The sequence below is a fragment of the Nonomuraea ceibae genome (genome assembly GCF_019396325.1).
In the GTDB taxonomy this organism is placed as follows: Bacteria; Actinomycetota; Actinomycetes; order Streptosporangiales; family Streptosporangiaceae; genus Nonomuraea; species Nonomuraea ceibae.
This window is the reverse complement of sequence record NZ_JAHKRO010000052.1, coordinates 1-26476: the sequence shown is the minus strand read 5'-3', so window position 1 is coordinate 26476 and position 26476 is coordinate 1. Positions and strand designations below refer to the sequence as shown.

Below are 26476 nucleotides of genomic sequence, written 5' to 3'. Positions count from 1 at the left end.
CTGTCGCAACCTGTAGGTTGCCTATTGATGGCAACCTACAGGTTGCAAAGGAGGTGGGCATGGACGCGGACGCGATCGAACGGGTGGTGGTGCTCCGGCACCCCGTCGAGCGGGTCTGGGCCGCGCTGACCACCGCGGAAGGGCTCTCGCGGTGGTTCGGCTCGGTGGCGGAGATCGACCTGCGGCCCGGCGGGCGCGCGTTCTTCCGCTGGGACGACCTCGGCCAGGAATCCGTCGCCACCGTCGCGGCGGTCGACCCGCCGCGCCGTTTCGCCTTCAGGTGGGCGATCGAGGGCCTGCCCGAGGACGACGCGGCCCGGACGCTGGTGGAGTTCACCCTGGAGCCGGTGCCGGAGGGCACGCGGCTGCGCCTGGTGGAGAGCGGGTTCGCCCAGGCCGCCGCCGACGTGGGCCGCTCCGCCCGCGCGGCCAACAGCCAGGGGTGGGACGACGAACTCGCCGAGCTGGAGATCTACCTCGATGCCACCGGGTGACGTGGAGAGCCAGGCCCTCGCGGTGTTCGCGGCGCTCACCGACCCCACGCGGCGGGCACTGCTCGACGAGCTCGCCCGCGCCGGGCCCGCGACCGTCACCGACCTGGCGCGGCGGCTGCCGATCAGCCGCCAGGCGGTCGCCAAGCACCTCGGCCAGCTCGCCGAAGCGGGACTGATCAGCTCCGCCGGCCCGACCGGCCGCCGCCATCCCTACCGGCTGGAACCAGCCGCCATCCGCACCGCCCAGACCTGGCTGGCCAGGCTCGCCCACAGATGGGACGACCGCCTGGCCGCCCTGGAAGACGCCCTGGACGCCACCGAGGACGCACCGCACGCCACCGAGACGAACCGAGGAGACACACGACCATGACCGCTCCGACCTTCACCGCCGGCCTGAACATCGCCATGAAGATCCCCAAGGCGCAGTACGAGGCCACCGTGGCCTTCTACCGCGACACCCTGGGCTTCGACGTCAAGGAGGACGACGTCTCCTACGCCCCGACCGTCTCGCGGACCCATTCCGTGCGGTTCGGCCCCAACACGCTGTGGCTGGACTGCGTCGACAACTACAGCCGGCCCGACCTGTGGCTGCAGCTCCACACCGACGACCTGGACGCGGCCGTGAGCGAGCTGGCCGGCATCGGCGTCCACCCGTGCGACGAGGTCGAGCCCCTGGAGGACCTCGACTCCCGGACCCACTGGATCAAGAACCCGGCCGGCATCGTCCACCTGATCGCGGAGACCCACTGACATCGTTAACTAAAAGGTGTACTGTTAGCCACATGGTGAACGATCCGTTCAGGGCTGTGGCCCATCCGATCCGGCGCAGGATGATCGAACGGCTGGGCGACGGCCCCGCGACCGTCGGCGAGGTGACCTCGGACCTGGGCGTCTCCAAACCGGCGATCACCAAGCACCTGAAGATCCTCGAAGAGGCCGGGGTCGTCGTCCGCAAGGTCGTCGGCCGTACGCACCGGCTGGCCTTGAACCCGGCCGCGCTCGTCGACGCCGTCACCTGGGTCGACCGCCAGCGCGCCCTCTGGGAGCGCATGTTCGAGGCCGTCGAGGAACACCTGGCTGACAAGGAGCAGACACCCATGATCGAAACGACCTCGCAGTCGACCGCCGTCCGCATCGAACGCACCTACCGGGCGCCGGCGGACGCCCTGTTCGACGCCTGGACGAACCCCGAAGTGATCAGGAAGTGGTGGCACGCCGGCCCCGACTGGGACACCTCCGAGGCCGAGGTGGACCTGCGCGTCGGCGGGCGGCTGCGCGTCGTCATGCGCGACGCCGACGGCGTCGAGTACACCGCCACCGGCGTCTACACCGTCGTCGAACGCCCCGCCCGCCTGGCCTGGATCTGGCACGGCGAGGAGGGCGAGGCGGGCACCGGATCGCGCTGCGACCTGGAGATCACCGAGCGGGACGGCCTCACCTCGGTCGTGCTGACCCACTCGGGCCTGCCCGACCGGCAGGCGGCGGCCGAGCTCCGCGAGGGCTGGGACCTGTGCCTGGACAACCTCGACCGGATCGTCACCCGATGACCCGCCTCGCCGAGGCGACGTTGCCGCAGGGCGACCTCCGCCTGCTGGAGACCGGCGTCGCCCAGCGGCTGCTCCACTCCACCGAGCTCGCCCGCGTCGCCTACGTGGCCAAGGACGGCACGCCGCGGGTGTTCCCCATGCTGTTCCACTGGACCGGCGCCGAGATCGTCCTCTCCACCTTCGGCGGTCTCAAGGTCCGGGCCTTACGGGCCCGTCCCGGCATCGCCATCACCATCGACACCGCCACCACCCCGCCCTCGGCGCTCCTCATCCGGGGGAACGCCGAGGTCACCGAGGTCGAGGGCATCGTCGAGGAGTACGCCGCCGCACAGCGCCGCTACGCCGGCGAGGAGCAGGGAGCCGCGAACGTCGCCGCGGTCGACCGGCCCGGCACCACCATGGTCCGCATCGCCGTCCGGCCGGCCTGGGTGGGGGTGCTCGACTTCGTCACCCGCTTCCCCGGCGGCACGACGCCCGACGAGTTCGCCCGGCGAGGTCAATAGCCGGATCCCCGGGGGATCGGCTCAGGCGCACCCGGTGAGCACGGCCAGCACGTACGGCACGTGGACGGCGGCGGCCAGCAGGGTGAGCGCGGTCAGGCAGCAGGCGGTGGCCACGGCGGCGATCGCGCCGGTCATGCCGGTGTGGGGCCGGACCAGGTGGTGGATGCGGTTGGGGCCAAGCGCGTGCAGGGCCCCGGCCAGCGCCGCGCCGTGCGGCCGGCCGTTCTGGCCGAGGGTGAGCAGCGCGCCGGCCAGGGCGGGCGTCCCGACCTGGCGGCGTGCGGTGTCGTCGGCGGCGATCTCCAGGTAGTGGCCGAGCGCGGCCTCGGCGGCGGCGATCAGCGGCACCCACCGCAGCCTGCGGGTCAGCGTGGCGACGACCGCGGTGATGAGGTGGTGGCGCTGGCGCAGATGGGCGTGCTCGTGCGCGAGGACCGCCGCCAGTTCGCCGGGGTCCAGGACGTCCAGCGCGCCCGTGGAGATCACGATGCCGCCGTGCCGCCGTGGCAGGGTGAGCGCGAACGGGTGCGGGTCGTCGGCGACGAGCACCGCGTGGCCGTGCAGCCGGCGGGGCTCGCTGCGGGCCCGGAGCCGTCGCGCGGTGCGCAGGGTGCCGCGGTGCCGTCGCCGCGCCTCGACGATGATCGAGACGGCGTGCAGCAGCGCGCCCGCCGTGGGGAGCGCGAGCAGCGCCACGACCGGGACGACGGTGTCGACCGGGATGTCCGTGAACGGGTTGGCGGCGGCCAGGCAGCGCCGGCAGACCTGGGCCGCCCCGCTGGGCAGGACGTCGGGGCCGGAGACGACCCAGGCCAGCATCGGGCCGAGCGCGAGCAGCGCCAGCACCCAGGCCACGATGCCGCCGGTGAGCAGCCCGATCGCCGGTCGCGGCAGGCGCATCAGCACCGGCGACGCGCGGCGCAGGGCCCACGGGCCGGCCACCGCGGTGAGGACCAGTCCCAGGATCAGCAGCGCGGCCAGGATCCGGGCCGTCATGACCGGTGTCCGTCGTCGCGCCGCCGCAGATATTCGCGCAGCAGGTCGAGGTCGCTGTCGGGGATGCTCTCCACGAAGTGCAGGATCGAGGCCGCGCGGTCCTTGCTGGTGCCGAGGGCGTGGTTCATCACCGACGCCACGTGCTCCTCGCGGGCGACGCGGGCCGCGTACAGGGTCGAGTGTTTCTGCTTGCGGGAGGTGACGAGGTCCTTGCGGTCCAGGTTGGCCAGCACGGTGGCGATCGTGGTGTAGGCGGGCTCGCCGGGGAGGCGGCCGATGATGCCCCGGATCGTGGCCGGCCCGTGATCCCACAGCACGTCCATCACCTGCGCCTCCAGCGCGCCCAGCCGGGGCGGCTCTCCGGGGGCGGCGGGCTTCATCGGACCGCCTCCCCGGCCGAGGCTGCCGGATCCGTCATCCGCGGGGACCACTCCATGCGTCCATCATGCCCTGTGTCGACTATGGTGCATAGTCGACTATGCAAGATAGTCGACTTGAGGAGAAGGAAGACCGATCTGTGAACTCCCCGGCATCGAGCTCAGCGGACGCGATGGCGGCCAGGCGCCGCCGCTCCACGACCTGGACCGTCGTGCTGAGCGCGGTGGTCGTGTTCCTCGCGATCGTGGTCACCGCCCAGCTCCTCCCCCAGCGCTCCCCCGCCGCGGCGCCACCGGCGGCGTCCCCGTCGTCCCCTGCGGACCAAGGGGCGGACCAGCGGGCGGACCAGGGGGCGCACCAGGGCCAGGAGCTGGAGTTCGTCCGCCGGGACGCCGGCGACCCGATGGCGATCGGCGACGTGAACGCCCCCGTGGTCCTGACCGAGTGGATCGACCTGCGCTGCCCGTACTGCGCGGTGTTCAGCCGCGAGACGCTGCCGGCGCTGATCGGGAAGTACGTCGACACCGGCAAGGTGCGGATCGAGTTCCATGACGTGACGTTCTTCGGCGAGCAGTCCGAGGACGCCGCCGTCGCGGCCCGGGCGGCGGGCAGGCAGGACAGGTTCGTGGAGTTCGTGACGGCCGTCTACGCCGCCGCCCCCGACAAGGGGCACGCCGACCTTCCCCGCGACACGCTCGTCGGCCTGGCGAAGAAGGCGGGCGTTCCCGACATCAAGCGGTTCACCGCCGATCTCGACGATCCCGCGCTCCGGGCGGCCGCGCGGGCGAGCACGCAGTCCGCGCAGCAGCTCGGCGTCACCGCCGTGCCGTTTTTCGTCGCCGGCAACACCTCGCTGTCCGGGGCGCAGCCGGCGGAGGTCTTCCAGGGGTTCCTCGACCAGGCCCTGGACCAGGCGAAGTAGCCCGGCATGGACATCGGCCTGCTCGGAGCGTTCCTCGGCGGCGTGCTGACGCTGCTCAGCCCGTGCTCGGCGATGCTGCTGCCGGCGTTCTTCTCCTACGCGTTCGCCGGCCCGCGCGCCCTGCTCTCCCGTACCGGGGTGTTCTACCTCGGGCTGATCACCACCCTCGTCCCGCTCGGCGTGCTCGCCGGGACGCTCGGGGCGTTCGTGAACGAGCACCGCTTCACCTTCGTCACCGTCGCCTCGATCGTGGTGATCGCGCTCGGGGCGGTGATGCTGCTGAACGTCCCGGTCCCGTTCCTGTCCCGCGGCGCCGCCGCCGAGGGGACCTCCACCACGGCGGTGTACGTGCTCGGCACCGTCTACGGGCTGGCCGGGGTCTGCGCGGGCCCGCTGCTGGGCGCCGTGCTGACCGTCGCCGCGGTCTCCGGCAACGCGCTCGCCGGCGGGCTCGTCCTGGTGGTCTTCGCCGCCGGGATGGCTCTGCCGCTGCTGGTCCTCGCGCTGCTGTGGGGGCGGGCCCCGTTCGTCAGGCGCCTCGTCCGGCCGCGCGAGGTCACGATCGGGCGGTGGCGCAACACCTGGACGGGGATCGTCGGGGGCGCGCTCACCGTCGCCGTCGGCGTCCTGCTGCTGGCCACCGCAGGCACCACCGAGCTGACCGGCATCCTTGGCGCGACCGACCAGGCGGCGGTCGAAGGCGCCGTCCTGCGAGGAGCCGGCCAGGTCCCCGACCTCCTCGTCGCCGGCGTCGTCGTGACCGTCGCGCTGGCCGGCCGGCTCCTCGTCCGGGCCCGGAAGGTCACCCGGTGAAGCGGATCGTGGCTCCCTGGCTGGTGATGGCCAGGACGCGGAAGGACAGGGTGTTCTTGCCGTTGCTGCGGATATCTCCCTCGGCGCCCTCGCCCAGGGAGGCGGTCAGGCCGGGCGCCCGCACCACGACCATGTCCGTGTTGAAGATGCCGCCGACGTACTCCTTCGACACGTACACCCTGGAGAAGCCGTAACGCTTCTTGGAGATGCGGAAGCTGACCGGGTCGGAGAAGGTGAACTTGCACTTCCCGTCGTAGCAGCCGCGGTAGGAGGGCTTGGCCGTGGCGGCGGCGGGGGCGGCGGCCACCGCGGGCGCCATGACCACGGCGCACGCGAGGGCCAGGGCGGTGACGATCATCCTGGACATGGGCTTCCCTTCGGCAGGCATGCCACGGTTGTACCGCCACCACGCCGGGAGGGGTCCCGAAATCCTGATCAGCGCGGGTCGATCGTGAAGTACGGGGCGACCTCCAGCTTGTCCGCCGACTCCAGCAGCCGGTGCACCAGCTTGCCGTCGAAGGCCACCACGCGCACCTCGTCCTCGGCGCCGTTGTCGTACTCCCAGCAGTACAGGTGCGCCTCGTCGTACCAGCCGAGCACCTTGTCGCAGTCGGAGGAGAACGTGCGCAGCCGTTTGCCGGTGCGCGAGTCCCACAGGCAGTGGTCGCCGTCGTCCGAGCCGGGGCAGTCGGTCACGAACATCCGGCCCGAGGGCGAGAAGACGTCGACGGTGCCGGACGCCAGCGGTCCGACGCCGGGGAGGTCGCGCGTGCGGTTGCCGGAGGCGTCGAAGAAGCGCAGCGCCTCGTCCTTCCCGGAGACGGCGATCACGCCGTCCTCCTCGGCGTCCCAGCCGAAGTCGCCGTCCCGGATCGAGTCGTCGGCCACCTCGACCACCTGGACCCGCGCCCGGGGCACGTCCAGGATGGCGAAGCCCAGGGTGGTCCAGACGTCCTTGCCCTGTTTGTCCTCGGTCTTCCTGTTGAGGTTGAGGAGGATCTTCGAGCTGTCCTTCGACCAGGCGCGGACGCTGGTGTCGAGCGGTTCGCGTACGGTCCTGACCCGGAAGCTCGAACCCGCCTGCCGGTCGGTGATGAGGATCGAGTCGTAGCCGTCGGAGGTGTAGTCCTCCGGCCGGCCGGCGAGATAGCGGCCGTCGGGAGAGACCAGCGAGTCCACGTTGTCCGGGTACGCCTCGAACGTGCCCCGTAACGACTGCCTGGCGTAGTCGGCGTCGTCGACCTCGTACGCGGTCAGCGTGATCGGGTCGGACGGGCTCTCGTACAGCGTGATCGCGCCGCCGGGGAGCGGGACCTTGGCGGGGGCGGCCCGCGACGGCGCGGCAGCCGGCCCGGCGCTCTGGGCGTCGGCCTGCGTGGACAGCGTGCTCTGCTTGGTCTGCGAGGTCGGTGTGGCCGGTCGGAGCCAGCCGGGCACGATCAGCGCGGCCGCCACGGCCGCGACGGTGAGCACCGCCCCGGCGGCGGCGAGCATCGGCGTGCGCGACGGCCTGGTGGGCCCGGCGTCCGGCGCCGCCTGCCTGGCCCCCTCCGTGAGCGGGTCGGCGCCCGGCTCCGGGTTCCGCACCAGGCGGGTGATGACGTCGATGGCCGTCGGCCGGTTCTGCGGCTCCTTGTCCAGGCACTGGCGGACCAGGTCGCCCAGCCGTCCGTCGAGCAGCCCCGGCTCGGGCTGCGTGTTGAGCACCCGGTGCATCACGGCGGGCGTCCCGTCGGTGCCGAACGGCGGCCGGCCGCAGGAGGCGAAGACCATCGTGCAGCCCCAGGAGAACATGTCGGCCCCTGGCCCCACGCCGCGGCCCAGGATCTGCTCGGGGGACATGTACGCGGGCGTCCCGATCTGCGTGCTGCTGGTCATGGTGGCCGGGCCGAGCGTGCGCGCGATGCCGAAGTCGATCACGCGGGGGCCGCCGACGCCCATGATGACGTTGCCGGGCTTGAAGTCCCGGTGCACCACGCCGGCCTCGTGGATGGCGGCGAGCGCGGTGACGGTGCCGATGGCCAGCCGCTCCAGGTCGCCACCCGTGAGCGGGCCGTCCTCCCTGACGACCCGGTCCAGCGAGCGGCCCTCGACGTACTCGCTGACGATGTACGGCCGGCCCTGCTCGACGCCCGTGCTCAGGACGGCCGCGGTGCAGAACGGCGCCACCCGCCGGGCGACCTCCGCCTCCCGCAGGAAGCGCTCGGTGCTCTCCTCCTCGGCCGGATGCAGCCATTTGACGGCCACGCGCACGTCCATCGGGGTCCTGGCGAGGTAGACGACGCCCTGTCCGCCCTGGCCCAGCCGGCCGAGGAGATCCAGGCCGCCTATCTGCTCAGGGTCACCGGGCAGCAGCGGGGTGAAGTCGGCCATGCGTCATTGTGATGCCAGACAGCAGATCTTCCACAAGCTTACTGACGAGTAGTTCGGGTGTCAGGACCTGGTTGACTCCCCCCGGGGCGGGCGGGGAGGATCGGCGGCATGGCGGGGACGAGGCGCGGGACCGCGAGCAAGGTGGACCTCCTGCCGCGGGACTCCGCGGATCTCCCCCCGGCCGTTCCCGGCACGCTGTACGTCCGGGGGGCCAAGGGCGGGATCCGGGTCGCGCCCGACGCCGGGTTCGAGGTGGTGTTCGGGCGCTGCGAGCCGGACGTCCACGTCTGCGTCGGCCCCGACGACCCGTACGTCAGCCGGCGGCAGGGGTCCATCAGCCGCCAGGACGGGCGGTGGGTGCTGCACAACCTCGGCAACCTGCCCATCCGCCTGCCGGGTGGGCGGCTGGTGCTCACCCGGCACCGGGTGGCGTTGCCCGTGGCGTACACACCGCTGTTCGTCGTCGGCCCCGAACGCGAGCACCTGCTGGAGGTGCGGGTCGTCGCGGGGCCGCCGGCTCCGGCCGCGCCGGCCCGCCAAGAGGCCGACACCCGCGAACCCGCGGGACACCCCCTGAGCGCCACCGAACGCCTGGTCCTGGTCTGCCTGGGTCAGCGCTATCTCCGGCCGGAGCCGTGGCCGCAGCCGCTGACCTGGGCTCAGGTCGCCGACGAGCTCGCCCGCGTCCGTCCCGGCGAGCGGTGGACCGCCAAGCGCGCGGCCCACATCGTCACCCAGACGCGCAAGCGGCTCAGCGCCCGCGTGCCCGGACTCCTGGAGGAGGAGATCCCGCCGCCGCTGGGCAACACGCTCAACCACAACCTGATCATCGCGCTGCTGGCCTCCGCCACGATCACCCCGTCCGATCTCCGGCTTCTCGACGAGCCGGACCCGCCACCTGAGGAGCCGGCGCCCGCCAGTGGGCGGGCCAGTTGACCAGCGCGATGACGCCCATGATGACGAGGTGGGTGGGGGCGGCCCAGCTCTCCACCGCCGGGTCGTGGTTGACGATGTGGGTGGTCACCGCCCCGGTGAGCACGAACATCAGCACCGTGGCCCCCAGGAAGCGCGTGCGCCGGCCGGGGATCACCAGCAGGACGGCGGCGACGCCCTCCAGGGCCCCGACCACGAACCGCATCCAGGACGGGTAGCCCCAGTCGGCGAACTTCACGGAGTACGCCGGACCGAAGATCGTGTCTCCGGGCCAGTACTTGGTCACGGCGCCCAGCGCGAACTGCAGGGCGATGAACCAGTACAGGGCGGTCTTCAGGTGTTTCGGCATGGTCGCCTCTTCCAGGGGAGCTCGGCTGTCACATCGGCGGCTGTCCGCCGGTCAATCGGTATGACAGGACCGGACGGAGGAATGTGACGAATGGTCGAGCAGGACTGGCTGAGCGAACGGTTCGCCGAGCACCAGAGCCGCTTGCACGCGGTCGCCTACCGGATGCTCGGCTCCCCCGCCGAGGCCGAGGACGCGGTGCAGGAGGCGTGGCTGCGGGTCGGCCGCGCCGACACCGGCCAGGTGGAGAACCCGGGCGGGTGGCTGACCACGATCGTCGCCCGCGTCTGCCTGAACATGCTCGAAGCGCGCCGCGCCCGGCGTGAGGAGCCGGCCGGGGCGCTGCCGCCCGAGCCGGCCGCGCCGCCGCCGAGCGGCCACCCGGCCCGGGCCACCCCCGAGGACGAGACGCTGCTGGCCGACTCGGTCGGTGTCGCGCTGATGGTGGTGCTGGACACGCTGACTCCCGCCGAGCGGCTCGCGTTCGTGCTGCACGACGTCTTCGCCGTCTCGTTCGCCGAGATCGGCGCCGTCATCGACCGCTCCCCCGCCGCCGCCCGGCAGCTCGCCAGCCGGGCCCGGCGCCAGGTACGGGGAACGGCGGACGCCTCCGGCGCGGCCCGGTCGGCGAAACGGGAGGTCGTCGAGGCGTTCCTGGCCGCGGCCCGGGGCGGGGACTTCGCCGCGCTGGTCGAGCTGCTCGATCCGGAGGCCGTGGCCGTCGAGATCCGCGGCGCCGAAGCGGTCGCGGCGTTCTTCGCCGGGCGGGCGCAGGCGGCCCGGCTCGCCCTGGTCGACGGCGTCCCGGCGGCCGTCTGGTCGCATCGTGGCCGCCCGAAGGCCGTCATCACGTTCACCGTCCACGACGGGAAGATCACGCACATCGCCATCGACACCGACGCCGACCGGCTGCGCGGCCTCCACATCGTCCACCTCGCCGGTGACAGGGAGGGGCGCTGACCTCCGCTCACGTTCGCGACGGCGTGTCCCAGGTGGCGGAGTGGTCGATGCCGTCGCCGGTGACGCGCAACGTGGCGGCCGACCCGTACGGGCTGATCTCGCAGGTGGCGTGGGCGCTCCGCAGGCTCCCGGCCATGCCCACGCTGATGTCGGTCCGCGTGCTGAGCCGCGTCGCCGAGGGGTCGTGGGCGCGTGCCGAGATCTCGTACGCGTGCAGGAGCTCCACGGGATCGCCCCCGAGGGTGCGGCCTGCCGACCGGTGACCGCCGCGCACGACGACCTCCGTGCCGTCCGGGCTCTCCTCGACGGTCACGGGCACGACCCGGTCGAGCATCCGATCGCCGCCTTCCACGGCGATGGGCGCGGGCAGCTCGAACGGGGGCGTCTCGTCGGCCGTGGGGATCGCGGGCAGGTGGAGCGCGCTGCCGTGCGGCGGGCCGACGAGCACGTCGTAGCCGCTGCCGGACAGGTGCGGCCAGTGCTCGGGGAAGGCCGCCGCGCTGAGCGTCAGCTGGAGGCGGTGCCCGGGCCTGAACCGGTAGCGGGTGGGGTCGAAGGCGAGCTCGACCCGATGCCCGGCGTCCGACGGCCGGGGCGTCCCGGTGTAGGGCGGCGGGTTGGACAGGCGCTGGAACGCGCGGGTGATCAGCGTGGCGCGGCCGTCCGGCGCGAGGTCGTTGAGGTTGGCGGCCACGTCCACGTCGAGGTGCGGGACGAGCAGCGAGAGGCTGACGCGCGGCTCCCCCGCGAGGTCCAGGCTCGCGCCGAGCGCCTCGGAGGTGAAGACGGCGGAGCGGGCCGCGTCCCGCGCCTGGTCGCCGGGAGCCGCCGACATCCCCAGCCCGGCGGCGACTCCGACCGTCGCGTCGAAGCGGACGGAGACCCGGCCCGGCGTCGCGGGCGGGCCGGTGCGCAGTGCGCCGGCCGCGAGGTGGAGGACGTGATCGACGGGCGGCACGGCCGGATACCGCTCGGCGAACTCCCACCGCTCGGCGCCCATGACGTACGCCGACACGGCCGGCGCCGGCGGGCCTTCGGGCCGGATGTCCCGTACGTGCTCGTCGAACCAGGCGATGGCCAGCGCCACGGAGTCGACCGGCGCCCGCTCCTGCCCTTCCGGCATGCCGTGCAGCCACGGCCCGCAGACGATGCGGCGGGGCGCCCGGATCGCCGCGAAGTCGCGCCACGCGCCGGCGACGTTGGTGTCCCGCCAGCCGGTGAAGAGGAGGGTCGGCACCTCGATGGCGGCGGGGTCGACCTCCCGGCCCCGCCAGTAGTGGTCCCGGTGCGGGTGCTCCGCCCACGCCTCGTGCCAGGGCCTGGCCGCCCGGAGCCGCGCGGAGAACGCCGACCGGGGCAGCCAGGGCGATTCGGGCGGCAGGGCGGTCAGCGCCAGCATCATCGCCGACCACTCGCCGATGATCATGGCCAGCCCGACGGCGCCCCTGCGCGCCACCTCGTCGGTGTAGGGGTCCGTCGATCCCTCGATCGCCACCACCGCGCGCAGCGACGGAGGCCCGCCGGCCGCCGCGCGCAGCGCCGTGATGCCGCCGTAGGACAGGCCCCAGACCGCGGCCCTCCCGTCGCACCACTCCTGTGCGGCCAGTTCCTCGACGACGTCGTGGATGTCGTCCTGCTCGACCCGCTCGAACGCGTCCTGCTTGACCCCTTCCGAGGCGCCGGTCCCGCGGAAGTCGACCACCGCGACCGCGTACCCGGCCCGGGTGAACCTCTCCAGGTGCGGGGCCGTCCGCGGGCCGAACCACACGTCCTTGGCGTACGGGTTCGCGGCCACGATCACCGGCGACCCGGCGGCGGAGTGGCCGCCGGGCAGGTGGACGTTCGCGTCGAGGCGTACGCCGTCGCGCATCGTCAGAGGAACGTGACGCAGGATCCGGGACATCGTTCAGTCTCCTGCCTGGCGCTGGTCATGGTCCGGCCGCGCCTGGCTGTCCCAGGTCGCCGGGGTGATCCCGGCCTGGCGCAGGCGGAACTTCTCGACCTTCTGCGTCGGCGTCCTCGGCAGGGCCGGCACGAGCTCGATGTAGCGGGGCACCATGAAGCCCGGCGCGGTGTCCACGCAGAACCGGTGCAGCTCCCCGGCGGTCAGGCTCGCGCCGGGCCGGACGACCACGACGGCCTTGACGTCCTCCTCCGTCAGCTCGCTGGGCACGCCGACGGCCGCCGCCTCCACGACCGCCGGATGCCGGGTGAGGAGCTGTTCCACCTCGTAGGCGGAGATGTTCTCGCCCCGGCGGCGGATGGAGTCGCTGAGCCTGCCCTCGAAGGTCAGGTAGCCGTCGTCGTCGAGCGTGCCGAGGTCGCCGGTGTACAGCCAGCCGTCCCTCAGGACCCGCGCGGTGGCCTCGGGCATCGCGTGGTAGCCGTTCATCACCAGCCCCGGCTCGCGGCCCCGTACGATGATCTGGCCGATCCGCCCGCTGGGCAGCGGGCGCCCGGCGTCGTCCACGATCCGGACGTCGAACTCCGGGATCACCCGGCCGCACGTGCCGGGCCTGCGCGGGCCCTCGACGGGGTCGTAGACGGGCACCCCGCCGTCGGTGAGCCCGTACACCTGCCGGAGCGGGATGCCGAACCGCTCCTCCCACTCCCGGTGCCACGCGGGCATGGGCACGCCCCACGCCAGCCTGACCCGGTGGTCGCGGTCCCTCTCGCCGGGTGGCCGCTTCCAGAGGATCGTCAGCGTCGCGCCCATGAAGTTGAACACGGACGCGCCGAAGTCGCGCACGTCGTCCCAGAACCGCGAGGCGCTGAAGCGGCGGCCGAGCGCGGCGGTGCCACGGCAGGCCAGGGCCGCCCCGACGGTCAGGGTGGCCGCGTCGATGTGGAACAGCGGGAAAGGGCAGTAGAGGACGTCGTCGCCGCGCAGGCCCAGGTTCGCGGCATGGAGCTGCGCCTGCCTGGCGAGGTACCGGTGCGACAGCACGCACGCCTTGGACACGCCGGTCGTGCCCGAGGTGAACAGCAGGGTGGCCGCGCCCAGCTCGTCCACCTCGGCCCGCGGAGCCCGGTCCGGGCAGTCCCGGTACGCGGCCAGGTCCTCGTACCGGGGCTCGCCCGGCGGGCCGTTGACGACGACCCGCCTCAGCTCGGGCAGCCGATCGAGCACCGGCGCGACGACCGGCAGGAACTCGGCGTCCGCGACCAGCGCCGACGCCCCGGCCACCCGCAGCGCGTGCGTCAGCTGCTCGGCCAGCAGGGCGGTGTTGAGCGGCACGTGCACCGCGCCCAGCCGCGCCAGCGCGAACCAGACGACGACCTGTTCGAGACTGTTGCCCATCAGCAGCGCGACGCGGGCGCCCGCGCCCACTCCCGCCCGGGCGAACGCCGCCGCGAGCCCGGCCGACCGCTCCTCGGTCTCGCGGTAGGTCAGATCTCCTTCACGCGTACGGAGGAAGGCGCCGTCAGGGGTGTCGGCCGCCGCCCGGCCGAGCATGGCGGACAGCGTGACGCCGCCCGTCACCGGGCCGCCCCGCCGAACCCGAACAGGCGGGAGGCGTTGTCGTGGAAGAGCGCCCGCAGCGCCGCGTCCGGCAGCCCGGACTCCCGCCACTCGGCGAGGGCGCGGGCCGGAGCCATCATCGGCCAGTCGCTGCCGTAGAGCACCTGATCACGCAGGACGTTGCGCATCATGCCGAACAGCGGATCCCAGCCGGTCCCCGCCCTGGCGACGTATCGCGGCGCCAGCGCGCCGAACTCCAGGTAGACCGTCGGGTGGCGGCGCGCCACGGCGCAGTACTCGGTCACCCACGGCCAGCCCGCGTGGCAGGCGATCAGCTTCAGGTCCGGGAAGTCGCAGGCCACCTGGTCCAGCAGCTCCGGCCGCTCGTGCCGCAGCGGGTGCATCCGGCTGTAGGTGATGCCCGTGTGCACCGCCACGATCAGGCCCAGCTCCTCGGCCCGCGAATACAGGGGATACAGGCGGCGGTCGTCGATGTCCAGCCCGAAGAACGCCGGCTGCACCGTGACCCCCAGCAGGCCGAGACCGGCGATCGAGGCCGCCTGCCGGGCGATCCGCGTCGGCCGCGACTCGGCGACGTCGACGCATCCGATGCCCGCGAACCGGCCGGGATGGTCGGCCAGGACCCGGCACAGCGCCTCGTTGAGCGCCTCCGCCGGCTCGCCGCCCTCGGACTCGGCGTGCATGACGGCCCGGCCGATGCCCTCGTCGTCCATGGCCTGCAGCAGATCGGCGAGGCGGCCGGCGTTCATCTTGTCCGTCAGCTGCAGGACCCTGTCGTACTGCTCGACCTGCTGGCGCGGGGCGGCGTACGCGGTGGCCGGGCGGAGCTCCTGCGGGAGCCGTACCCGGGCGTCGATGACGCTCACCCCGCCACCTCCGCGCGCTCGGCGACCGGCTCGCTCGCCAGCCGGACGGGAGCCGGAAGCTCCCCCGGATCCTCCGCCCTCCGCGCCGGCGCCCCCATGAGACGGCAGGCCAGCTCCACGAACTGGTCCTGCAGCTCGGCGACGCCCAGCCGGCCGTCGGGCCGGTACCAGTTGGCCACGCCGTTGCACATCTCCAGCAGGGCCAGGCGGGCGACACGCTGATCCGCGAGCCGGAAGACGCCCGTGCTCATGCCGTCCTCGATCACCCCGGCGAAGATCGACTCGTAGTCGTCGCGGAGCCCGACGAGCAGCCTGTGGTCATCGGCGGTCAGCGCCCGGATCTCCTGGTCGGTCACCTTCGCCGTCAGCGGGTTGAGCGCGCACAACCCCACATGCACCCGCACCAGACGAGCCAGCCTCACAGCCGGATCCGCCGACCCGCCCACCGCCTCGCGCGCCGACCGCAGCAGTTCCTCCAGGCACGCCCGCATGATGCCGGTGAGGATCTCCTCCTTGGACCCGGCGTAGTGGTAGAGGGTCGCCGACGTGATGCCCGCGGCCCGCCCGAGCTCCCGGATGCCCGTCGCCGCATACCCCTTCTGCGCGAACAGGCTCACCGCCACCTGCTGGATCTCCGCAATCCCCATGAACAGCTTCCCTATCGATCGATTGACAGGTACTGAACCACGAGGAGGATCCCCGGTCAAGGGCCGGCGCATCGGCGGAGCTCGTAGTGTGGCGCCGCATGAGCATCCTGATCGTGGGCGGCAGCGGCCATCTGGGCAGCCGGCTGGTCCGGCTAGCGCACGCTGCCGGGCACAGTGTCACAGCGACCTACACCACCCGGCCTCAGAGCGGCCCGGAAGCCCGGTGGTCGCCGGTCGACCTCCGCATCCCGGATCAGATCGCCGCCGTCATCGCCGCCACACGGCCGTCGATCGTGATCAACGCCGCGTCCGGAGGAGCCGACTGGGCGGCCACGGCTGACGGGGCCGCACACGTGGCGGTCGCCGCGAAAGCGCACGGGTGCCGGCTGGTGCACGTCTCCAGCGACGCCGTCTTCTCCGGTACGAGGGTCCGCTACGACGAGGACGCGCTCCCGGATCCGGTCACCCCGTACGGGGCCGCCAAGGCAGCGGCCGAGACGGCGGTCCGGGCGCTGGACCCGGCGGCCGTCGTCGCCCGGACCTCCCTGATCATCGGTGACGGCGACTCCAAGCACGAGGAGTTCGTCCACGCGCTGGCCATGAGGCATCGCGCAGGGGTGCTGTTCACCGACGTGGTCCGCTGTCCGGTGTACGTCGGGGACCTCGCGGCCGCTCTCCTGGAGGTGGCGGCGGGCGGTCACGCGGGCATCGTCCACCTGGCGGGCGCGGACGCGGTCAGCCGGTACGAGCTCGGCCGGCTGATCGCCCGCCGGGCCGGGCACGACCCGAGCGACCTCCCCCATGGCCGCCGGGCACAGACCGGCCCGGGCGCAGCGCTGGACGTCCGGTTGGACGGCGCCCGTACGCAGGGGCTCCTGGGCACGCGCCTGCGCGGGGCTCGCGAGTTCCTGCGCCGCCCGCACGGCTGACCCGCGTGCCGGATCGCCGCTGGGCCGGGAAGATTCTGCACAGCAGAATCTGCTGTTCTCTTTCGCGCCTCGCGGGACAAGCTGGGGTCCGCGTCGACCGACCAAGGAGCTGACATGACCGAGACAGCGGACTCCCCGGTTCGCCTGTCCGTGGTGGACTCGCCCGGCCAGCCGCCGCCGACGCCGGCGCTGGCGGAGTTGTACCGCGGCTTCGAGACGGAGTCACTGGTCCCGCTGTGGACCGAGATCGGCGAGCTGATGCCGCCGCACCCCCGGTCGAAGGCGGTCCCGCACCTGTGGCGGTGGGAGAGCCTGCTGGCCCTGGCGGAGCGCTCGGGGCGCCTGGTGCCGGTCGGCCGGGGCGGGGAGCGGCGGGCGATCGCGCTGGCGAACCCGGCGCTCGGCGGGCGGCCGTTCGCGACGCCGACGCTGTGGGCGGCGATCCAGTACCTGATGCCGGGCGAGGACGCGCCGGAGCACCGGCACACCCAGCACGCGTTCCGCTTCGTCGTCGAGGGGGAGGGCGTGTGGACGGTCGTCGGCGGCGATCCGGTGCCCATGCGCCGTGGCGACTTCCTGCCGCAGGCCGGCTGGAACTGGCACGCCCACCACAACGCCGCCGACCGGCCGATGGCGTGGATCGACGGGCTGGACATCCCGTTCCAGTACGTGACCGAGTCCCAGTTCTTCGAGCCCGGCCGTGACCGGATCGGCGCGGCCGAGCGCACCACCCCCGGGCGGTCCCGGTCGGAGCGGCTGTGGGGGCATCCGGGCCTGCGCCCGGTGGCGTTCCCCGGCTCCCGGCCCGCCACGCCGCTGCTGGCCTACCGGTGGGCCGACACCGACCGGGCGCTGGCCGACCAGCTCGCGCTGGAGGCCGAGGGTCATGTGGCGACGGTCGAGCCCGGTCACGCGGCGGTCCGCTACGTCAACCCCACCACCGGCGGCGACGTGCTGCCGACCATCCGGGTCGAGATGCACCGGATCCGGCGCGGCGCGGAGACGGCGCCCCGCCGGGAGACCGGCTCATCGGTCTACCAGGTCTTCGACGGCAGCGGCCGGGTCACGGCCGGCGACGTGTCGTGGCCGGTCACCAGGGGCGACCTGTTCGTCGTGCCGTCCTGGACGCCGTTCTCGGCGCGGTCCGAGGCCTCGGCGTCCGACTCCGACTCGGGCGCGCTCGACCTCTTCCGGTTCAGCGACGGCCCGATCTTCGAGGCGCTGCGCCTGGACCGCTCCGACGTGGAAGGACCCAGCACGTGAAGCACGTCACCGGCGCAACCGCCGGGCCGGTCGCATGACGGCCGCGTACCGGAGCCGCGCCGACGCCCTGCGGTGGATGGCGCAGGGCGGCGCGATCCTCGGCAGGGCGCTGGCCGCGCTGCCGGACGATCGGCTCGACGGGCCGTCCCGGCTCCCCGGCTGGAGCGGCAGGCACCTGCTCGCGCACCTGGCGGCCAACGCCGACGCGCTGGTCAACCTGGCGCACTGGGCCCGCACCGGCGAGGAGCGGCCGATGTACCCCTCCCCCGAGCGGCGGGACGCCGACATCGAGGCCGGCGCCGCGTTGCCGGCGGCCGAGCTGCGCGCCTGGCTCGCGCGAGCCGCGCTGACCCTGGACGCGCGACTCGCCGAGCTGGACCGGTCGCAGTGGGAGCGGCACGTGCGCACCGCCCAGGGCCGCACGGTGACCGCCGAGGAGATCCCCTGGATGCGTGCCCGCGAGGTCATGGTGCACGCCGTCGACCTGGGCGCGGGCGTGGAGTTCGACGATCTGCCGGCCGGCTTCCTCGCCGCCCTGATCGACGACATCGCCGCCGGGCGGTCCGCCGCCGGGCCCGCGCTGGTCCTGACGGCCACCGGCCACGACGGCACGTGGACCGTGCCCGGCTCCGGCGAGCCCGCCCGGGTCACCGGCACCCTGGCCGGTCTGGCGGCCTACCTCTCCGGCCGCCGGTCGGACGGCGTCACGGCCCCCGGCGGCGGCCCGGCTCCCCCGCTGGCTCTAGTCCGGCACGCGTCGAGAAAGGCAATCACCGGTCATGTCTGTACGGGGCCACGACGTCGTGGTGGTGGGCGGCGGCATCGGCGGGCTGGCCAACGCCCTGGCGCTCACCCGCAAGGGCCTGCGGGTGCGGCTGCTGGAGCAGGCGCACGAGTTCGGCGAGGTCGGCGCCGGGCTGCAGATCGCGCCCAACTGCACCCGCATCCTGCACCACTGGGGGCTGCTCGACGAGGTCACGTCCCTCGGCGTGCTGCCCCGGAGCATCGTCATGAGGGACGCGCTCGACGGTGACGTCCTCACCGTGCTCGACCTGCGGGACGTCGAGCGGCGCTACGGCTTCCCGTACCTGGTGATCCATCGCAGCGACCTGCACGGCGCGCTGCTGCGCGCCTGCCGGCGGGCCGGGGTGGAGCTCGTCAACGACGTCACCGTGACGGGGTACGAGCAGGCCGGAGGAGGGGCCTTCGCCGTTCACGACGGCGGGCGGGAGTTCGGCCGGGTCGTGCTCGCCGCCGACGGGCTGCACTCGGTGGCGCGCCGCATCATGAGCGACGACGCCCCCGTCAACTCGGCGTACGTCGCCTACCGCGGCGCCGTGCCCTTCGGACAGGTCGCCCACCTGCCGACGCAGCCCGATGACGTGGTCGTCCACGTCGGCCCCCGGTGCCATTTCGTCCAGTACGCGCTGCGCAACGGGGAGATGTTCAACCAGGTCGCGGTGTTCGAGTCGCCGAAGGCGCTGGCGGGAGAGGCCGACTGGGGCACGCCGGACGAGCTCGACGCGGCGTTCACCGGCGCCTGCGAGCAGGTGCGCGCCGGTCTGCCGCTGATGTGGCGCGACCGCTGGTGGCGGATGTTCGACCGCGACCCCCTCGCGAACTGGGTCCGCGGCCGGATAGCGCTCACCGGTGACGCGGCGCACCCGCCGCTGCAGTACCTGGCCCAGGGCGCCGTCATGGCGATCGAGGACGCGTGGGTGCTGGCCGAGCACGCGAGCGGCCGGGCGGAGAGGGTCCCCGCGGCCGGGGTCGGCTGGGACGCCGCGCTGGCCGCCTACAACGCCGTACGCGTCCGGCACTGCCGCCGCGTGCAGACCACCGCCCGCGCCTGGGGCGAGCTGTGGCATCACGACGGGGAGAAGCGGACGTGGCGCAACGAGGTGCTCCGCGCTCGCGATCCCTACGACTACGGGCATGTGGACTGGCTCTTCGGCCCGACCGCGCTCACCCCGGAAGAGCTGCCGCCGATGTTCGCCGGCTACGACGGCCGCTGACCCCCTACCGGAGGGTCCCGGCTATCCGTCCAGGTCGCGGCGGCGGAACCCGTACAGGCCGAGCAGGGTCACCCCGGCCGCCAGGACGGTGAGCGTCACCAGCGGGGTGGGGGTGAAGCCCTCGATCGGCATCCGCGGGATGTGGTCGAACAGGGACAGGGCCTTCAGCGCCGCCGGCAGATCCGTCGCCCAGAACCGGACGAACCCGCCGTAGGCGAGCACCGCCCAGGCCACGGCGACGGCCCTGGGCGCGAACCCGTACAGCGCCAGCGTGATCGCCAGGAGCAGCAGGATCTCGGGGGCGCGGGCGAGGACCGCGCCGGTGAGCTCCCCCACGTAGCCGCCGTCGCCCAGCGACAGCGCGGCGCCGGCCCCCAGGGCCAGGCCCGACAGGGCCAGCAGCGTCACCGCCGCGGCGGCGGTCACCAGCAGGGACGAGCCGAGCCAGGCCCACCGGCTGGTCGGCGTGGTCAGCAGCGGGGCGATCCGCCCGCGCACCTCCTCCGTCCGCAGCCTGGTCACCGCCAGGATGGCGAAGATCCCCACGATGAACGACATGCCGACCACCATGAGGCTGAGGTAGCCGCTGAGGACGTCGGGCCCGGCGTCGAGGAAGTCCGTGGCGAGGCCGTCGCGCATCGACCCGGCGAGCGCGCCGAAGACCAGGCCGCCGGCGACCAGCGAGCCGCTCCACCACAGGATGGAGGAGCGCTGCAGGCGCAGGGACAGCGCCGCCGGCGAGCGCAGCCAGCCAGGCGCCGACGCCGGGCCGGAGCGCGTGGCGACCACTCCGGCGCCGAGGTCCCGCCGGGCCGCCAGCGCGTACGCGGCCGTCACGAGGACCGCGGTCAGCGCGGCGGACAGGCCCAGCGGCCACCAGCGCTCGTCCGCCAGCACGCGGGTGAGCTGCGACCACCCCAGCGGGGAGAGCCAGGTCAGCCCGCCGCCCTCGGTGTCCTGGACGGCTCCCGCTCCCCGGATCACCCATACGACGCCCAGCACCCCGCCCGCGATGCCGGCCGCGGCCCGCGCGTGCTCGGTCAGCTGCACGCTCACCGCGGTCACCCCGGCGAAGACGAGCCCCGTCGCCGCCGTGGCCACGGCGAACAGCAGCGCGCTGCCGGCGGGCAGCCCCGCGCCGATCGCCGTGACGGTCATGAGCCCGGCCAGCACGGCGGTGGTGATGACGCTGAGGAGCAGGGCGGCCGTGAGCGGGGCGTGCCGTCCGACGACGGCGGCCCGGATCAGCTCGGCCCGGCCGCTCTGCTCCTCGGCGCGGGTGTGGCGGGCGATGAGCAGGATGTTCATCAGCGCGGCGCCCAGCAGGAACTCCACGAAGTAGACCGCGATCAGGTAGCGCTGGACCGTGAGGTCGCCCGTGCCGTACGAGGGACCGGTGAACAGCCGCAGCATGGGCACGTCCATCATGTCCATCGTGCGGCGCAGCGCCTCGGGGGTCGGGTTGGTCCTGGCCGCCACGGTGGCGAAGTAGGGCACGAACAGGGCGATGATCAGCGTCCAGGCCGGCAGCTTGATCCGGTCGCGGCGCAGGGCCAGCCCCAGCAGGATGCCGGTGCCGGTCAGCGCGCCGCCCCGGGTCATGGTCGCGCTCATGCCGCCGCCCCGTCGCCGTAGTGACCCTCGTTGCCGTAGTGACGCTCGTTGCCGTAATGGCGGAGCATGAGCTCCTCAAGCGTCGGCGGGTGGCTGGTCAGCGCCCGGATGCCGAACGCGCCCAGGTGCTTGACGGCGGCGTCGAGGTGTTCGGCGTCCACGCTGAAGCGCACCCGCGCGCCGGAGGCCGTCGCGTCGTGCACGCCGGGCAGGGCGGGCAGGCCGGTGACGGGGGCGGCGGTCTCGGCCTCCACGATGGTGCGGGTCAGGTGCCGCAGCTCGGCCAGGGTGCCGGCCTGGACGATCCGGCCCTGCCTGATGATGCTGACCCGGTCGGCCAGCTTCTCGACCTGGGCGAGGATGTGGCTGGACAGCAGCACGGTCCGCCCGGCGTCCTTCAGGCCGGCGACGATCTCCTGGAAGACCGCCTCCATGAGCGGGTCCAGCCCGGAGGTCGGCTCGTCCAGGATCAGCAGCTCCACGTCGGAGGCGAAGGCGGCCACGAGGGCGACCTTCTGCCGGTTGCCCTTGGAGTAGGTGCGGCCCTTCTTCGTGGGGTTGAGCTGGAAGGCCGCGATCAGCTCGTCGCGCCGCCCGGCGTCGATGCCGCCGCGCAGCCGGCCGAGCAGGTCGATGGCCTCGCCGCCGGTGAGGTTGGGCCACAGCTCCACGTCGCCGGGCACGTACGCCAGCCGCCGGTGCAGCGCGGTGGCGTCGCTCCAGGGGTCGCCGCCCAGGAGCGTGGCGCGCCCGGCTGTGGCTCGCATGAGGCCCAGCAGGATGCGGATGGTGGTGGACTTGCCCGCCCCGTTGGGGCCGAGGAAGCCGTGGATCTCGCCGCTGCCGACGGAGAGGTCAAGTCCGTCGAGGGCGCGTACCGGCCCGAAGGTCTTGACGAGCCCGGAGGTTTCGATGGCAGGGGTCATGGGTGTGCTCCGGTGGTGTCGATCAGGAGGGGTGGTCCGATCGGGGCGCGATCGCCACGCCCTGCGGCGCGGTCCTATGGGGTACGCGCGCGTCAGGGTGAGGGGTCCCGGAGCTTTTCGAGGGCGTCGCGCAGCGACGCCGCCGCCTCCGGGGTGAGGTGGGGGTGGGAGTAGAGGTCGAGCAGGACCAGGGCGAGCAGGTGCGAGCCCTCGGGCCCGTGGAGGTCGACTCCGAGCCCCCGGGAGATGTGCTGGTGCAGCACGGGGACGGCCAGGCTCATGGCGGTGCCGACGGTGGCGCGGGCCTTCCGGCTGGCGAAGGGCGGGTCGGGGCGGGCCTTGTCGGCCTCCTCCAGCCATTCCTCGGCCATCCGCACCATCTCGTCGAACACGGCCGCGGCGCGCCCTTCGGCCAGGGCGCGGGCGAGGTAGGGCTGGTACGCGCCGAACATCCGCTGGGCGGCGGCGACCGGGTTCGCCTGCCGGGGCGTCGGGTCGGCGCGGGTCTCGTCGTTGAGCCGGCGCAGCGACTTGATGAGGAACTGCTCGCACTCCTCACGCAGCGCCTCCTTGGAGCCGAAGTGGTGGCGTACCAGCCCTGAGGACACGCCCGCCGCCTCGGCGATCCCGCGGATGGTCGCCCGTTCGAAACCGAGCTCGCCGAACTGCCGCAGCGCGGCGTCGCGGATGCGGGCACGCGCGGTCAGGTCCTCCGGGTCCGCTTCCACCCTCGCCATGACCAAGCCTCCTACTCCGTCGCGCATCTGGCTACACGGCTGGATCGTATACTACACACGTGTGTAGTCATAGAGGTGCCGAGGTTCGGGTGCGGCCCGGTTTCTAGCTGTCGGTGAGACGCAGTTCGCACCAGTGGCTGAGGAAGTTGCCGAGCAGGCCGCCCTGCTCGCCGTCCTTCAGCGCCCGGGCGGCGCCGGTCAGCACGCCGTCCCGCTCGTTGAGGTCCAGGTTGAGCAGCGGCGAGTCGGCCCGCGCGTCCGCCGTGGGGAGCTGCACCGCGAACAGGGCGCGCAGGTCCCACTCCGGGGTGGCGGTGGCCAGCTCGCCCGCCACCGGCTCGCCGCCGTCCAGCGACACCTCCGCCTGCCCGTCCCGCACGCGCAGGACGAGCGGGACGCCGCCCTCGTAGGTGTCGATACGCCCTTCCCAGACGCCCGCGGGGACCGTCATCTCGCGGGCCGGGGCGTCAGCGGGCGGCGGCAGCGATGCCCGGGTGAATCCGGGCACCAGTTCGCCCATGAGATGGACGAGCACCGATTCGCGCACGGCCGCGCCGGTGCGGTTGGCGAGCACGCAGGCGGCCAGCCGCAGTTCGGGCACCACCACGAGCATCGTGGCGACGCCGCCCATGCTTCCGCTGTGGCTCACGACGGTGTGCGCGCCCTGGCGCGAGACGAACCAGCCCAGCCCGTATCCCAGCCCGGGGCGGATCGGCAGGGCGTCCAGCATGGCCGCCCGCGAGTCCCGGCCCAGCACGCCGGGCGCGTCCGCGCAGGACAGCCCGAACATCGCCAGGTCGGTGGCGGTCGCCCAGGCCAGCGTGGCGCCCCGGTGGCTGGTGTCGCAGACCGGGTAGCGGCCGCCGTCGGCGGTGTGCCGCGCCGCCTCCTGGGCGGGGCCCCGGTACTCCGGGCCGATGTGGCAGCTCCGCAGCCCCAGGGGGGTGAAGACGCGATCGCTGACGAAGCCGGCGGGATCCTGGCCGGTGACCGACCGCAGGACGAGGTCCAGGACGCCGTAGCCGAGGTTGGAGTACTCGAAGCCGGAGCCCGGCTCGCGGTACAGCGTGCCGTAGCGCTCGACGGCCTGCCGCGCCGTCACGCTCGGGGCGGGCGCGTAGGCGAAGTCGTAGTGGCTGCCGAGCCCGGCCCGGTGCTGGAGCACCTCGCGCACGGTCGGCTCGCCGTGATCCCGGGGCCGGGTGAGCCGGAGTCCGTCCAGGTGCTTCTCCACCGGGTCGTCGAGGCCGAGCAGCCCTTCCTCCGCGGCCAGGCACACGGCGGTGGCCATCATCGGCTTGGTGATGGAGGCGAGCAGGTAGGCGGTGTCGGCGGTGGCGGGCCGCCCTTCCTCCAGGTCCGCCATGCCGAACGCCTCGGCGTGGACCGGCGCGCCGTCCCGGGCGACGGCGACGGACACCGAGGCGGACGGGGTGGTCGTGAGGACGTGGGCGCAGTGGTCACCGAGCGACTCGAGCATCAGGCGAGACACCCCCATCTGTTCGGTTATGTGGCCGTCAAGCGTATCAATCACCCCAAATGCCACTCCTGCTTTGCCAGCTACTCGGTGTTGCTAGATAGCGGTAGTCAGTGTTACTTTGTACCGGTAGTCAGCGTCACCGAGTAGTCGTCGGCAACGGCTTCACGAAGGAGGCAGGCGGACATGGCCGACGAGCCGCGCCCTCCGGTACCTGGAGATCGTCACCGGGTCACTGGAGGACAAGAAGCGCTACCGGCAGTACAGGGCCCGCGAGCGTGCCCGCTTCACCAGCGCCGGCGAGCGCGCCGCCCAGGAGGACAGGACCCCGCGATGACGACCCAGGAAACTCAGGCGATCCAGGTGCAGGGCCTGGAGAAGTCGTACAAGGATCTGCACGTGCTGCGCGGCGTGGACTTCACCGTGGCGCGGGGCAGCATCTTCGCCCTGCTCGGCTCCAACGGGGCGGGCAAGACCACCGCCGTGAAGATCCTGTCCACGCTGCTCAAGGCCGACGCCGGGACGGCCCGCGTCAACGGCTTCGACGTCGCCACGCAGGCGCCGGACGTCCGCGAGTCGATCAGCCTCACCGGGCAGTTCGCCGCGGTCGACGAGATCCTCACCGGGCGGGAGAACCTCGTGCTGGTCGCCCGCCTGCGCCACCTCAAGGACCCGGGCGGGATCGCCGACGACCTGCTCGCCCGGTTCTCGCTGACCGACGCCGGCGCGCGCAGGGTCGCCACCTACTCCGGCGGCATGCGCCGCCGCCTGGACATCGCGATGAGCCTGATCGGCCACCCGCCGGTCATCTTCCTCGACGAGCCGACGACCGGCCTCGACCCGCAGGCGCGGATCGAGGTGTGGCAGGCCGTCAGGGAGCTCGCCGCGGGCGGCACCACGGTGCTGCTCACCACCCAGTACCTGGACGAAGCCGAACAACTCGCCGACCGGATCGCGATCCTGCACGAAGGCCGCATCCTGGTCAACGGCACCCTGGAGGAGCTCAAGCGGCTGCTCCCGCCCGCCAAGGTCGAGTACGTCGAGAAGCAGCCGACCCTGGAGGACGTCTTCCTCAGCCTCGTCGGCACGAAAGCCTGAAGGGGACGACCATGAGCAAGCACTTCTTCGGCGACACCGCCGTCCTGCTGGGACGCTCCCTGCGCCACATCGCGCGCAGCCCCGACACCATCATCACGACCGCGATCATGCCGATCGCGATGATGCTGATGTTCGTGTACGTGTTCGGCGGCGCGATCAGGACAGGCTCGGGCTCGTACGTGAACTACATGCTGCCCGGCATCCTGCTCATCACCGTCGCCTCGGGCATCGCCTACACCGCCTACCGGCTGTTCATGGACATGCAGGGCGGCATCTTCGAACGCTTCCAGTCGATGCCCACCGCGCGCTCGTCGGTGCTGTGGGCGCACGTGCTGACCTCGCTGGTCGCCAACCTGATCTCGCTCGCGGTCGTGATGCTGGTGGCCCTGCTGATGGGCTTCCGCTCGGGGGCGGGAGTCCTGGCGTGGCTGTCGGTGGCCGGGATCCTGGTCCTGTTCACGCTGGCGCTGACCTGGATCGCCGTCATCCCGGGCCTGTCGGCCAGGACGATGGAGGGCGCGAGCGCGTTCTCCTACCCGCTGATCTTCCTGCCGTTCCTCAGCTCGGCGTTCGTGCCCACCGACACCATGCCGGGACCGGTGCGATGGTTCGCCGAGAACCAGCCGGTCACCTCCGTCGTCAACGCCGTCCGCGCCCTGTTCGCCGGCCAGCCGGTCGGCACCGACCTGTGGGTCGCCCTGGCCTGGTGCGCCGGCATCCTCGTCGTCGCCTACGGCTTCGCCATGAACACCTACCGCCGCAAGATCTCCTGAAAGGAGGCATCATGACCGAACACGCCCTGCCGGCGCTGCCGACCGAGCGCCTGCCCGGCTGCCCCTTCGACCCGCCCCAGGAGCTCGTCGAGGCGCGCGAGCGGAGCCCGATCAGCCGCCTGCCCTTCGCCGACGGGCACCAGGGCCTGCTGGTCACCGGCTACGACCTGGCCCGCTCTATCCTGGCCGACCCGCGCTTCAGCTCCCGCAAGGAGCTCATGAGGCACCACCCGACGATCGACTACGGCGACATCGAGGTGCCGCCCGCGCCGCCCGGCGAGTTCCTGCTGATGGACGAGCCGAGGCACAGCCGCTACCGCAAGCCGCTGGTGGGCCGGTTCACCGTGCGGCGGATGCGGCTGCTGACCGAGCGCGTCGAGCA

Annotated in this window: 27 protein-coding genes and 2 pseudogenes; 16 read left to right on the top strand and 13 right to left on the bottom strand. The window is 73.1% G+C overall.

The window, feature by feature from the left end:
* The first annotated feature begins 59 nt into the window (after nt 1-59).
* Genes KME80_RS27950 through KME80_RS27930 form a run of 5 tightly spaced genes read left to right on the top strand, consistent with a single transcriptional unit; the run spans nt 60 to nt 2544 of the window.
* The gene (locus KME80_RS27950; protein ID WP_219509343.1) at nt 60-494 is read left to right on the top strand and encodes an SRPBCC domain-containing protein; all 435 of its coding nucleotides are present in this window, start codon (nt 60-62) and stop codon (nt 492-494) included.
* A complete protein-coding gene (locus KME80_RS27945) occupies nt 481-864 on the top strand; it encodes an ArsR/SmtB family transcription factor (protein WP_219509342.1) in 384 nt (127 codons plus the stop codon). Before KME80_RS27950 ends, KME80_RS27945 begins: the two co-directional genes overlap by 14 nt.
* Entirely contained in the window at nt 861-1244 is a 384-nt protein-coding gene (locus KME80_RS27940) for a VOC family protein (protein ID WP_246645893.1), read from the top strand. Before KME80_RS27945 ends, KME80_RS27940 begins: the two co-directional genes overlap by 4 nt.
* A gap of 32 nt (nt 1245-1276) precedes the next feature.
* Nucleotides 1277-2041: a metalloregulator ArsR/SmtB family transcription factor gene (locus KME80_RS27935; protein WP_219509341.1), complete on the top strand. Its 765-nt coding sequence runs from the start codon at nt 1277-1279 to the stop codon at nt 2039-2041.
* Nucleotides 2038-2544, top strand: a complete 507-nt coding sequence (locus KME80_RS27930; protein ID WP_219509340.1) for a pyridoxamine 5'-phosphate oxidase family protein — start codon at nt 2038-2040, stop codon at nt 2542-2544. Before KME80_RS27935 ends, KME80_RS27930 begins: the two co-directional genes overlap by 4 nt.
* Before the next feature lie 21 nt (nt 2545-2565).
* Here KME80_RS27930 and KME80_RS27925 read toward each other — a convergent pair whose 3' ends face one another.
* Both KME80_RS27925 and KME80_RS27920 read right to left on the bottom strand, forming a co-directional pair.
* Complete coding sequence (locus KME80_RS27925; RefSeq protein WP_219509339.1) at nt 2566-3540, bottom strand: M56 family metallopeptidase; 975 nt, start codon at nt 3538-3540, stop codon at nt 2566-2568.
* On the bottom strand, nt 3537-3920 hold the full coding sequence (locus KME80_RS27920; protein WP_219509338.1) for a BlaI/MecI/CopY family transcriptional regulator: 384 nt from the start codon (nt 3918-3920) through the stop codon (nt 3537-3539). The genes KME80_RS27925 and KME80_RS27920 overlap by 4 nt, the downstream gene beginning before the upstream one ends.
* A gap of 137 nt (nt 3921-4057) precedes the next feature.
* Between KME80_RS27920 and KME80_RS27915 the strand changes: the two genes are divergently transcribed.
* Together KME80_RS27915 and KME80_RS27910 are read left to right on the top strand one after the other, a co-directional pair.
* The gene (locus KME80_RS27915) at nt 4058-4840 is read left to right on the top strand and encodes a DsbA family protein (protein ID WP_219509337.1); all 783 of its coding nucleotides are present in this window, start codon (nt 4058-4060) and stop codon (nt 4838-4840) included.
* 6 nt (nt 4841-4846) lie between these two features.
* Entirely contained in the window at nt 4847-5653 is an 807-nt protein-coding gene (locus KME80_RS27910; protein WP_219509336.1) for a cytochrome c biogenesis CcdA family protein, read from the top strand.
* Here KME80_RS27910 and KME80_RS27905 read toward each other — a convergent pair.
* Entirely contained in the window at nt 5643-6020 is a 378-nt protein-coding gene (locus KME80_RS27905) for a hypothetical protein (protein WP_219509335.1), read from the bottom strand. The genes KME80_RS27910 and KME80_RS27905 overlap by 11 nt on opposite strands.
* A gap of 68 nt (nt 6021-6088) precedes the next feature.
* Nucleotides 6089-8026: a serine/threonine-protein kinase gene (locus KME80_RS27900; protein ID WP_219509334.1), complete on the bottom strand. Its 1938-nt coding sequence runs from the start codon at nt 8024-8026 to the stop codon at nt 6089-6091.
* Between the two features lie 108 nt (nt 8027-8134).
* Here KME80_RS27900 and KME80_RS27895 point away from each other — a divergent pair, with 108 nt between their 5' ends.
* Entirely contained in the window at nt 8135-8962 is an 828-nt protein-coding gene (locus tag KME80_RS27895; protein WP_219509333.1) for an FHA domain-containing protein, read from the top strand.
* Here KME80_RS27895 and KME80_RS27890 read toward each other — a convergent pair.
* Nucleotides 8880-9308, bottom strand: a complete 429-nt coding sequence (locus KME80_RS27890) for a DoxX family protein (protein ID WP_219509332.1) — start codon at nt 9306-9308, stop codon at nt 8880-8882. The genes KME80_RS27895 and KME80_RS27890 overlap by 83 nt on opposite strands.
* A gap of 90 nt (nt 9309-9398) precedes the next feature.
* On the opposite strand from KME80_RS27890, the gene KME80_RS27885 reads away from it, so the two are divergent.
* On the top strand, nt 9399-10265 hold the full coding sequence (locus KME80_RS27885; protein ID WP_219509331.1) for a sigma-70 family RNA polymerase sigma factor: 867 nt from the start codon (nt 9399-9401) through the stop codon (nt 10263-10265).
* 7 nt (nt 10266-10272) lie between these two features.
* On the opposite strand, the gene KME80_RS27880 is transcribed toward KME80_RS27885, so the two are convergent.
* The 4 genes from KME80_RS27880 to KME80_RS27865 are packed head-to-tail and all read right to left on the bottom strand — an operon-like array spanning nt 10273 to nt 15262.
* On the bottom strand, nt 10273-12168 hold the full coding sequence (locus tag KME80_RS27880; protein ID WP_219509330.1) for a CocE/NonD family hydrolase: 1896 nt from the start codon (nt 12166-12168) through the stop codon (nt 10273-10275).
* A 3-nt stretch (nt 12169-12171) separates the two neighbouring features.
* Nucleotides 12172-13749 carry an AMP-binding protein gene (locus KME80_RS27875; protein WP_219509329.1) on the bottom strand — a complete coding sequence of 526 codons (1578 nt, stop codon included), beginning with the start codon at nt 13747-13749 and terminating at the stop codon, nt 12172-12174.
* Complete coding sequence (locus KME80_RS27870; RefSeq protein WP_219509328.1) at nt 13746-14615, bottom strand: amidohydrolase family protein; 870 nt, start codon at nt 14613-14615, stop codon at nt 13746-13748. Before KME80_RS27870 ends, KME80_RS27875 begins: the two co-directional genes overlap by 4 nt.
* On the bottom strand, nt 14612-15262 hold the full coding sequence (locus tag KME80_RS27865) for a TetR/AcrR family transcriptional regulator (RefSeq protein ID WP_219509327.1): 651 nt from the start codon (nt 15260-15262) through the stop codon (nt 14612-14614). Before KME80_RS27865 ends, KME80_RS27870 begins: the two co-directional genes overlap by 4 nt.
* A gap of 98 nt (nt 15263-15360) precedes the next feature.
* Between KME80_RS27865 and KME80_RS27860 the strand changes: the two genes are divergently transcribed.
* The 4 genes and pseudogenes from KME80_RS27860 (at nt 15361) to KME80_RS27845 (ending at nt 19469) form a co-directional block, all read left to right on the top strand.
* The gene (locus KME80_RS27860) at nt 15361-16191 is read left to right on the top strand and encodes an SDR family oxidoreductase (RefSeq protein WP_219509326.1); all 831 of its coding nucleotides are present in this window, start codon (nt 15361-15363) and stop codon (nt 16189-16191) included.
* Between the two features lie 114 nt (nt 16192-16305).
* On the top strand, nt 16306-17454 hold the full coding sequence (locus KME80_RS27855; protein ID WP_219509325.1) for a cupin domain-containing protein: 1149 nt from the start codon (nt 16306-16308) through the stop codon (nt 17452-17454).
* A 34-nt stretch (nt 17455-17488) separates the two neighbouring features.
* Nucleotides 17489-18133 (top strand): annotated as a pseudogene (locus tag KME80_RS27850) (maleylpyruvate isomerase family mycothiol-dependent enzyme); the annotation flags it as partial.
* Between the two features lie 100 nt (nt 18134-18233).
* Complete coding sequence (locus tag KME80_RS27845) at nt 18234-19469, top strand: FAD-dependent monooxygenase (protein WP_219509324.1); 1236 nt, start codon at nt 18234-18236, stop codon at nt 19467-19469.
* Nucleotides 19470-19490: 21 nt separating this feature from the next.
* Here the strand turns inward: KME80_RS27845 and KME80_RS27840 are convergent, their stop codons facing one another.
* The 4 genes from KME80_RS27840 to KME80_RS27825 form a co-directional block, all read right to left on the bottom strand.
* Nucleotides 19491-21083 (bottom strand): ABC transporter permease, encoded by a 1593-nt coding sequence (locus KME80_RS27840; protein ID WP_219509323.1) that lies wholly within the window; start codon nt 21081-21083, stop codon nt 19491-19493.
* On the bottom strand, nt 21080-22009 hold the full coding sequence (locus KME80_RS27835; protein WP_219509322.1) for an ABC transporter ATP-binding protein: 930 nt from the start codon (nt 22007-22009) through the stop codon (nt 21080-21082). Before KME80_RS27835 ends, KME80_RS27840 begins: the two co-directional genes overlap by 4 nt.
* 92 nt (nt 22010-22101) lie before the next feature.
* Entirely contained in the window at nt 22102-22746 is a 645-nt protein-coding gene (locus KME80_RS27830; RefSeq protein WP_219509321.1) for a TetR/AcrR family transcriptional regulator, read from the bottom strand.
* Nucleotides 22747-22849: 103 nt separating this feature from the next.
* Nucleotides 22850-24226 (bottom strand): serine hydrolase domain-containing protein, encoded by a 1377-nt coding sequence (locus KME80_RS27825; RefSeq protein ID WP_219509320.1) that lies wholly within the window; start codon nt 24224-24226, stop codon nt 22850-22852.
* A 330-nt stretch (nt 24227-24556) separates the two neighbouring features.
* On the opposite strand from KME80_RS27825, the gene KME80_RS27820 reads away from it, so the two are divergent.
* The 3 genes and pseudogenes from KME80_RS27820 to KME80_RS27810 all read left to right on the top strand — a co-directional run.
* Nucleotides 24557-25321 (top strand): ABC transporter ATP-binding protein, encoded by a 765-nt coding sequence (locus KME80_RS27820; RefSeq protein WP_219509319.1) that lies wholly within the window; start codon nt 24557-24559, stop codon nt 25319-25321.
* An 11-nt stretch (nt 25322-25332) separates the two neighbouring features.
* Entirely contained in the window at nt 25333-26094 is a 762-nt protein-coding gene (locus KME80_RS27815; RefSeq protein WP_219509318.1) for an ABC transporter permease, read from the top strand.
* An 11-nt stretch (nt 26095-26105) separates the two neighbouring features.
* Nucleotides 26106-26476 (top strand): annotated as a pseudogene (locus KME80_RS27810) (cytochrome P450); the annotation flags it as partial.